The following is a 9,202-nucleotide window of genomic DNA, read 5'->3' as shown; positions in this document are numbered from 1 at the left end:
AATAAAGGTATAATTATAGTCAGTAAGTTATATCATTAACTTCATAGTTAAATTTTCACTCTGAATAAGGAAACAAATACAAAATGAATTTCGATTTAAATCAATTATTACAACAAGGTCCAGTACGCGAGTTTCTACTTAATCAAGTAGGTAAGCAACTTGGCGTAACAAATGAAACTGGCGGCAACCTTTTAAATAAAGGTTTAGCACTTATCTTAGGCGGTATGAGTCAAAAAGCAAGCAGTACTGAAGGGGCAAACAGCTTATTTAACCTTATCAGAAATACAAATTTACAAGCCAACCCGTTAGATATTTTAATGGGTAAAACTGATGTTGCTAATAATGCTACCGGTAGCTTAAGTAACTTATTTGAACTAGGCAAAAACATTTTACCAAACCTATTTGGTGATCGTACTGATGTTATTGCAAGCCACTTAGCAACTAGCACAAATACTAGTCCAGCAGCATCTAAAGGCATTTTAAGTTTATTATTACCAATCGTTTTCTCTTTCTTTAAAAATAAACTTTCAAGCGGTTTTGGTTTAAGTAATTTCACTAATTTATTAGCTGAGCAAACAAGAGCGGTTTCAACTGAATTAGACGGTGGTGCATTAACAGCATTAGGTTTTGCAAATAGCTCATTTAGCGATGTATTAAGCAATGTTGCTAAAGTAGGCACAGTTTCAGCAGCAACTGCGGCTGCAGCACATACTGCAACAACAAGATCAGCTTCTACTACAACGACAGTGAAAACTGAGCCAGCTAAATCATCAAGCTTAAGCAAATGGTTAATTGGTGCAGGTATCGTTTTAGCTACTTTATTCGGTATTAAAAGCTGCTCAGATAAAGGTTCTACAACAACTGCGAACGCTCCAGCAGTTCAAACAACTCCAGCAACACCAGCAGCTGAAATGGTAAAAGTTTCTGATGGCTTAGGCAATCTTGCTTGGGAAAAAACAGATAAAGATTTAACTGTATCTGGTACAGTTCAAAATGATGGTATTAAAGCGAATATCTTAGATGCATTCAAAGGTTTAGCAGCAGGCTTACCATTAGTAGATAAATTAATGGTTGATGCGAAAGCAGATAAATTTAGCTTCAACAACTTCTCTGGTTTAGCAGATTTATTCAAAGACTTCCCGGGCGTAAACGGTTCTTTTGCAGATAAAGTATTCAACTTAATCGGTGAAGTAACTAGTGAAGATGCAAAAACCAGCTTAGTAGAAAAAGCAAAAGCACTATTAGGTAACTTATTCACTGTAAATGCAGATAAAGTAAACGTAAATGAGCCTGAAGCTGAAGTACTAGCAGATATGTCTTTATCGACATTAGACTTAGACATTATGTTTGCAACGGCATCATCTGAAATTAACCCTCGCTATTTCCGTCGCTTAAACGCATTAGCACAATACTTTGTTGAAAACAAACGTACAGGTGAAATTTCAGGTTATACGGATAATGTAGGCGATGCAGCAGCAAACCAACAATTATCAGAACAACGTGCAAAATCAGTACGTGATTACTTAATCAAACAAGGCGTTCCTGCTGAATCATTAACTGCGGTAGGCTACGGTCAAGATAATCCAGTTGCAGATAATAGCACTGAAGAAGGTCGTAAGAAAAACCGTCGTATTGAGTTTAACGTACGTTAATCAATAATTAAAAATAAAGCGAGATAAACAAATGTTTGTCTCGCTTTTTTATTACTAATAAGGTACTCATAATTTAGCTTAATTCACTATAATTGGACTTCTCTAATATTCTCTACTCTATTAACGCTAGTTTAAACATTTCTATTACTTATCTTATAATTATAAATCTACAAATAATTTTCCTAAACAAAAAGAGAGCTATATAGCTCTCTTTTACTTTATATTTATATTTATATTTATATTTATATTTATATTTATATTTAAAATTATTACATCGCTACAATTACACATTCTGCTACGCTACGAGCATTTGACTGTGCTCTTGAAGTTGCTGCTCTATCGCCAACCGGACCAACAAAAACACGATTCCAATCTGCACTGCTGGCAATTCGAGCATTAAATCCTGCCATAGCAAGGCGTGCTTGCATATTTTCTGCTTGAGCTTTATTTTTAAATGCCCCACATTGTAAACCGAATTTACCTGCTTGATTTGCCGCTTTATCTGCCGGTGTTGCCGCACTTGCAACAATTTTAGCCGGTTGTTCTTTTTTCGTTTTTTCTTCTGCTAACTTAGCTTGCTCAGCCTTTTTAGCTTCTTGCTGTTTTTTCAATTCAGCTTGTTTACGCTTTTCTTCCGCTCTCTTTTGAGCTAAGGCTTCCTCTTCCGCTCTTTTTGTTGCCAGAGCCTCATCACTTAATTGAGGCTCTTGAGTAACTATTGTTGCCTTATCTGTTGTCTCTGCTGGAGTTTCTACTGTTGAATTTTGCTGTACTTGTTCAGCTAAACGAGCTTCTTCTTGTTTACGTCTTTCTTCAATTTGTTGCTTTTGCTGAGCTGTTAATTGAGCTAAACGTTCTTGTGAAGTTTGATTATTATCAGTAATGACCGTGCGAGTTTCCAAATCACGAATATAACTCCAGCTTTCCTCCGGTCTGCTCGGCAATTGACTTTTTGGCTGCTGTTGAACTGGTTGTGCTGTATTCGAAACAGTTGTTGGAGCCGGTGCATTTGCTTTTAAAAGCCATAATGCAATACCGCAGCCTAAAATCAAACCAATAATTAGGATCAGAACCTTTTTTAACGCACTTTCTTTTTGTGTTTTTTTACTTTTTTTCTCGTTTGAACGAGCAACATAATCACGCTGTGGCACAATAACCGCCTTCCCTATAAAAAATAAACTAATTTGTAAATTTTACTGTAAAAATAACCGCTTGCCTATCTTATATACCGCATTCTGTTTTAAAGTTTTGTAAAAAACGACAAAAAGATTCTTTTTATTTACTTTTTTGATGAGAAAGATAAATATCAAAGCGGTGATTTTTCGTCATTTGTGAGAAATCCGGTTTTTGCTCTGCCAAAAAAGGAGCATAATCCGGGCGTTTCACCACCACTCGTTTTTTCGCTAACGCCTTTGCCGGCAGAAAAAAATCATCGGAATCTAAATCTGCCCCGACTAAATGCTGAAACACTCGCATCTCTTTTTTTACCAAGGCACTTTTTTGTTTGTGTGGATACATCGGATCTAAATAGACCACATCTGCCGCATTCAGTTGTGGTTCAAGCAGTGAAATGTTGCGAACATCCGCCAAAATCATTCGTTCTTGCATAAAACTGCCGATTTCTGGATCTTGATAAGCCCGATTTAGCCCATCTTCCAATAATGCCGCCACAATAGGATTTCGCTCCACTAACAGCACCTTGCAACCTACGGCAGCTAATACGAACGCATCTCGCCCTAAGCCTGCCGTAGCATCAATCACTGTAGGTAAATAATCGCCTTTAATGCCTACCGCTTTTGCCACTGCTTCGCCCCGTCCGCCACCAAATTTACGGCGGTGAGCCATTGTGCCATCGACAAAATTCACCGCTATCGCCCCGAGTTTTGGTTCATCTAATTTGCGTAGCTCTAAACGCTCCTCTGTTAGTACGAGAGCTAATGTGCTATCTGCTTGATGAATAAGCTGCCATTTGTCGCAAATACGTTGGAATTTGTCGTGATTATCGGTTTCGTTAATTAATTGGATCATTTTAATAATTCATCAAAGTGGGCGAGTAAACATTCTTTGCCCGCTACATCTTCGTCTTGCCAAGCCGATCTTAACATTTCGTCCGTGAATAATTTTTCATATTCAGCCGCAATCGGGCGGTAACTGATATGCCAAGGCTCAAATCCGACTCGATTATGCGTGCCGTCAAAGGGGAAATAAAAACCAAATTGTTCTGCGTGAGCGTGTAGCCACTCGGTGAGTTCAGCAAAATAGCCGCCTTCTAAATACTCCCAAGGCTCTAACAAAAGTTGGGTATTTTCAGGGAGCAAATCCGGATCGAAAATATCAATTTCCGTCCCCCAATGATGGCGGCTTGAACCGGGAACCGCTGACCAACGCAGCATTGCTTGACATTTCTCGAAATCAGAGAGTTGGCTCATATCAATCGCAGTACCATTATCATCGTGAACTTTACGTTCGCCGTTAAATTTCGCATTCCAAATCCATTTTTGGCGTTCAAAATCTCGAAAAGTGCTGGCTGGCTGAAGATTAAAACCTGCCTCTTTTGCCCCTTGTTGCAATGCCAAAAACGCCTCAACCACTTCAGGCTGAAGGAAATGTTTATCCGAAAGCGGATTTGGCAACGCTACCAAATGGGCTCGCGTTTTACCGGTTAAAATAGCTGCAAAATTTTCCACAAAAATGACCGCTTGTATGCTAAAAATCAATGGATTGAATTATAAACTAAATTTCAGCGATATGTTTTTTCTTGTGGAAATAAAAGCCTTTCTATGTTAAAAAGTGAGCCGTATTTCCCTTTAAATTTTTAACTGATTAAGGAACACAACAATGTCTTTACAAGCAATTATTGAAGCGGCATTTGAACGCCGTGCAGATATCACACCTAAAACTGTTGATGCAGAAACCAAAGCGGCTATTGAAGAAGTTATCGCAGGTTTAGATAACGGTTCTTTGCGTGTAGCTGAGAAAAAAGATGGCGAATGGGTCGTAAACCAATGGGTGAAAAAAGCCGTGTTACTTTCATTCCGTATCGCAGACAACCAAATCATTGACGGTGCAGAAACCAAATTCTACGACAAAGTACCAACTAAATACGGCAATTATACGGAAGAACAATTCAAAGCAGATGGCATCCGTGCCGTACCGGGTGCAGTAGTACGTAAAGGTTCACACATCGAGAAAAACGTGGTGTTAATGCCATCTTTCGTGAACATCGGTGCATACGTTGGCGAAGGCACAATGGTGGACACTTGGGTAACAGTGGGTTCTTGTGCACAAATCGGTAAAAACGTTCACTTATCAGGTGGCGTGGGAATCGGTGGCGTGTTAGAGCCGTTACAAGCAAACCCAACTATCATCGGTGATAACTGCTTTATCGGTGCACGTTCTGAAATCGTGGAAGGCGTGATTGTGGAAGATAACTGCGTGATCTCAATGGGCGTATTTATTGGCCAATCCACCAAAATCTACGACCGTGAAACTGGCGAAGTACATTACGGACGTGTACCGGCTGGTTCGGTGGTAGTTTCAGGTTCTCTGCCATCGAAAGACGGTTCACACAATCTATACTGTGCGGTTATTGTGAAAAAAGTTGATGAGAAAACACTTAGCAAAGTAGGCTTAAACGAACTTTTACGTTCAATCGAAGAATAATAAATGTTCCCTCACTTTGCAAAAGTGGGGGATTTTTTTACCGCTTGTAAGGAAATATATGGCAATAATCGTCCGAAAAATGGCGGAACAAGATGTCGTTCAAGTTTTCCCTCTAATGCAAAAACTGGCTGAGTTTGAGTATTATCTCGATTCATTTGCAATTACACCTGAGGTCGTAGTTGAATCTGGCTTTCGAAAAAATCCGCCTGATTTCTACTGTTTAGTGGCAGAAAATGAAGGCAAGATTGTAGGAATGTTAGTCTATTACTTCCTGCCTTATACCGCTCAAAATCGTCCGGCTATTTATATGAAAGAGTTGTATGTTGATGAAACGGCTCGTAATCAAAAAGTGGGCGAAGCATTAATGGAAGCCTTAAAAGCGGAGGCAAAAGCACATCGCTGCACAATAATCAAATGGACAGTTGCCCCTTGGAACGAGGGAAGTATTCGTTTCTATCAACGTTTAGGAGCAACCGAAAATCGTGAATGGTTAAACTACGAATTAAGTGTGGAGTAGGTAATGAAAAAAATCTTACTATTAAACGGTCCAAACCTGAATATGCTTGGCAAGCGTGAGCCTGAAATTTACGGTTCACAAACGTTAGCGGATATTGAAAACCATCTGAAAACTTTAGCCTCATCGCAAGGGGTAGAACTAGATTGCTTCCAAGCAAATGGTGAAGAACCAATCATCAACCTTATTCATCAAGCTTTTCAAAACACCGATTTTATTATTATTAACCCCGGAGCGTTCACTCACACCAGTGTGGCAATTCGTGATGCGTTACTATCAGTTTCCATTCCGTTTATTGAAGTACATCTTTCTAATGTACATAGTCGCGAACCTTTCCGCCATCACTCCTATCTAAGTGATATAGCAAAAGGCGTTATTTGTGGCTTGGGTATAAAAGGCTATGAATATGCGTTGGATTTTGCGATTTCACAATTTAAAAAATAAGGCAATAAAATGGCAGTTAAAAATGAACAATTTATCGTTCTCTGTAACGGTATTATTCGCTTATTTGGCAATATTGTAAAGGTGTTGAGCTACCCTTTCCACGCCCTTTTTCCGAAAAAGCGTTTTACGATTCCGGAATATAGTCCGGCAAAAATTCGTTCTAACCAACCAACAAAAATTACCAAAACGATTTGGCAAACTAACTATTCAAATAAAGTAACCTTGCCAATGTATGCCAATTATTTGTTTAACCGACTAATGTCGTTAAGCTATGATTATCGTTATATCAGCACTGAAGAACGTGAAGCCTACATCAAAGCGAATGCTGATGAACGCACCTTCAATGCTTATAGCAAGCTCACTGACGGTGCAGCTCAAGCTGATTTCTGGCGAATTTTTACTTTATTAAGAGAAGGTGGCATTTATATTGATATTGACGGGCATTTAGTGTATCCACTTTCCAAAATTATTAATGAAAACGATAGTGAAGTATTAATCAAACGCCGTAACAAATACACTAACTTTTTCCTTGCCGCCGAAAAAGACAACTGGATTTTAAAAGATACGCTTGAGTTGATCATCAGCAATATTGAAAACCGTCGCATTGAGGGTGGTGTATTTGTAATGACTGGTCCAGATACATTAAATAATGCTATTGGCGATAAAGCGGTAAATTTTCGCCGTGATAAAGTAACCTGTGCACAAGGCACATTCACAAATGAGTATTTTCAATATATCGACAAACCGGGCAGTAAATGGAACTACAAGAAGAATGAGGATTTGCTCAAATAAGTTACAAGCGGTTGAAATTTGCAAAAAATTTACCATTTTTGACCGCTTGTTATCGGTAAAATTTTGATTACCCCAACTGGTACGATGAATACCAAAATCACGTATTTTCGCCAAATTTAGAAGATTTTATTCGCAAAATCCGTGAAATTCAGGTATTCTACACCCAGAATTTTTAGCTCTGCATTCTATTATTTACGATAAAAAATGCAGAGTTCTATTTTTATTATTAATCACACACGGAATCTTATTATGGATATTCGCAAAATCAAAAAACTTATCGAATTAGTTGAAGAATCTGGCATTACTGAATTAGAAGTGTCTGAAGAAGAAGGTACAGTACGTATTAGCCGTGCTGCACCAGCAGCAGTTGTTGCTCCTACTGTTCAATATGCTGCCGCACCTGTTGCAGCCCCAGCTCCAGCAGCAGCTCCACAACCCGCTGCACCAGCCTCTTTCCCTTCTAATGCGGCAACGGAGCAAGTAAGTGGACACGCTGTACGTTCTCCAATGGTAGGTACCTTCTATCGTAGCCCAAGCCCGGATGCGAAAGCCTTTGTGGAAGTAGGTCAAACCGTGAAAATCGGCGATGCACTCTGTATTGTTGAAGCGATGAAAATGATGAATCGCATTGAATCAGATAAAGCCGGTGTAATTAAAGAAATTTTAGTTAATGATGGCGAACCGGTTGAGTTCGACCAAAAATTATTCATCATCGAATAATCTATGTTTGCCCTTATATTTTATTTAATAGGGGCATCTTTCCAACCAATTCACTTCAAGGGAATCTCCCAATGTTAGAAAAAGTTGTTATTGCAAACCGTGGCGAAATTGCTTTACGCATTTTACGAGCCTGTAAAGAATTAGGCATTAAAACGGTTGCCGTTCACTCAACAGCAGACCGTGAATTAAAACATGTTTTATTAGCGGATGAGACTATCTGTATTGGTCCTGCTCCTTCTGTTAAAAGTTATTTAAATATCCCAATGATTATTGCGGCAGCAGAAGTAACAAATGCAGATGCAATTCACCCGGGCTATGGTTTCTTATCTGAAAATGCTAACTTTGCAGAACAAGTTGAAAAATCAGGTTTTGTGTTTATCGGTCCAACAGCTGACGTAATCCGTTTAATGGGCGATAAAGTATCTGCAATTAATGCGATGAAAAAAGCGGGTGTGCCTTGTGTACCGGGTTCTGATGGTCCTATTGGTACTGATCCGAAGAAAAACAGAGAAATTGCAAGCCGCATCGGCTACCCTGTTATCATCAAAGCCTCTGGTGGTGGCGGTGGTCGTGGTATGCGTGTTGTTCATCACGAGAAAGATTTAGAAGAATCTATCGCAATGACTAAAGCTGAAGCAAAAGCAGCCTTTAATAACGATATGGTTTATATGGAGAAATATTTAGAAAATCCACGCCATATTGAAATTCAAGTACTTGCTGATACACACGGTAATGCCGTTTATTTGGCGGAACGTGATTGCTCAATGCAACGTCGCCACCAAAAAGTGGTGGAAGAAGCACCGGCACCGGGTATTACGGAAGAATTACGTAAATTCATCGGTGAACGTTGTGCAAATGCTTGTCGTGAAATCGGCTATCGCGGTGCAGGTACATTCGAGTTTTTATACGAAAACGGCGAGTTCTATTTCATTGAAATGAACACACGTTTACAGGTAGAACACCCTGTTACAGAGATGATCACAGGCGTGGACTTAGTGAAAGAGCAACTGCGTGTTGCAGCCGGTTTACCACTTTCTATTAAACAAGAAGATATTAAAGTGAAAGGACACGCTATTGAGTGTCGTATCAATGCGGAAGATCCTCAGACTTTCTTACCGTCTCCGGGCAAAATTACACGTTTACACGCACCGGGTGGTTTAGGTGTACGTTGGGATTCTCACATTTACTCAGGCTATAGCGTACCACCACATTATGATTCAATGATTGGTAAACTCATCACTTTTGCAGAAGATCGTGATATTGCTATTCGTCGTATGGAAAATGCGTTATCTGAAACAATTGTTGATGGAATTAAAACAAATATTCCATTGCATACACAAATTCTTTCTGATAGCGAATTCCGCAAAGGTGGCACAAATATCCACTATTTAGAGAAGAAACTCGGTCTTAAATAACC

General features: G+C 39.3%; 10 protein-coding genes. 7 read left to right on the top strand and 3 right to left on the bottom strand.

Features of this window, described 5'->3' with window-relative positions; translation table 11 throughout:
- Nucleotides 1–83 precede the first annotated feature (83 nt).
- Nucleotides 84–1,652, top strand: a complete 1,569-nt coding sequence (locus ACJHV0_RS00710) for an OmpA family protein (RefSeq protein ID WP_483133086.1) — start codon at nt 84–86, stop codon at nt 1,650–1,652.
- 269 nt (nt 1,653–1,921) lie between these two features.
- Here ACJHV0_RS00710 and ftsN read toward each other — a convergent pair whose 3' ends face one another.
- From ftsN to ACJHV0_RS00695, 3 genes are all read right to left on the bottom strand, one after another.
- On the bottom strand, nt 1,922–2,803 hold the full coding sequence (gene ftsN, locus ACJHV0_RS00705; RefSeq protein ID WP_483133085.1) for a cell division protein FtsN: 882 nt from the start codon (nt 2,801–2,803) through the stop codon (nt 1,922–1,924).
- 124 nt (nt 2,804–2,927) lie between these two features.
- On the bottom strand, nt 2,928–3,680 hold the full coding sequence (locus ACJHV0_RS00700) for a class I SAM-dependent methyltransferase (protein WP_483133084.1): 753 nt from the start codon (nt 3,678–3,680) through the stop codon (nt 2,928–2,930).
- Nucleotides 3,677–4,339 carry a M15 family metallopeptidase gene (locus tag ACJHV0_RS00695; protein ID WP_483133083.1) on the bottom strand — a complete coding sequence of 221 codons (663 nt, stop codon included), beginning with the start codon at nt 4,337–4,339 and terminating at the stop codon, nt 3,677–3,679. Before ACJHV0_RS00695 ends, ACJHV0_RS00700 begins: the two co-directional genes overlap by 4 nt.
- 151 nt (nt 4,340–4,490) lie before the next feature.
- Here ACJHV0_RS00695 and dapD point away from each other — a divergent pair, with 151 nt between their 5' ends.
- From dapD to accC, 6 genes are all read left to right on the top strand, one after another.
- Nucleotides 4,491–5,315, top strand: a complete 825-nt coding sequence (gene dapD, locus ACJHV0_RS00690; RefSeq protein ID WP_025236897.1) for a 2,3,4,5-tetrahydropyridine-2,6-dicarboxylate N-succinyltransferase — start codon at nt 4,491–4,493, stop codon at nt 5,313–5,315.
- A gap of 58 nt (nt 5,316–5,373) precedes the next feature.
- Nucleotides 5,374–5,832 (top strand): GNAT family N-acetyltransferase, encoded by a 459-nt coding sequence (locus tag ACJHV0_RS00685; RefSeq protein ID WP_483133082.1) that lies wholly within the window; start codon nt 5,374–5,376, stop codon nt 5,830–5,832.
- A 3-nt stretch (nt 5,833–5,835) separates the two neighbouring features.
- Complete coding sequence (aroQ, locus tag ACJHV0_RS00680) at nt 5,836–6,273, top strand: type II 3-dehydroquinate dehydratase (protein WP_483133081.1); 438 nt, start codon at nt 5,836–5,838, stop codon at nt 6,271–6,273.
- A 9-nt stretch (nt 6,274–6,282) separates the two neighbouring features.
- Nucleotides 6,283–7,065, top strand: a complete 783-nt coding sequence (locus tag ACJHV0_RS00675) for a glycosyltransferase family 32 protein (protein ID WP_483133080.1) — start codon at nt 6,283–6,285, stop codon at nt 7,063–7,065.
- A gap of 249 nt (nt 7,066–7,314) precedes the next feature.
- Nucleotides 7,315–7,785 carry an acetyl-CoA carboxylase biotin carboxyl carrier protein gene (gene accB / locus ACJHV0_RS00670; RefSeq protein ID WP_334236192.1) on the top strand — a complete coding sequence of 157 codons (471 nt, stop codon included), beginning with the start codon at nt 7,315–7,317 and terminating at the stop codon, nt 7,783–7,785.
- Nucleotides 7,786–7,856: 71 nt separating this feature from the next.
- Nucleotides 7,857–9,200, top strand: a complete 1,344-nt coding sequence (gene accC / locus ACJHV0_RS00665) for an acetyl-CoA carboxylase biotin carboxylase subunit (protein WP_025236902.1) — start codon at nt 7,857–7,859, stop codon at nt 9,198–9,200.
- The last annotated feature ends 2 nt before the right edge of the window (nt 9,201–9,202 follow it).

Source organism: Mannheimia sp., from assembly GCF_056854775.1.
Note: the sequence above shows the minus strand (reverse complement) of the source record. Positions and strands in the feature narration are given on the sequence as shown.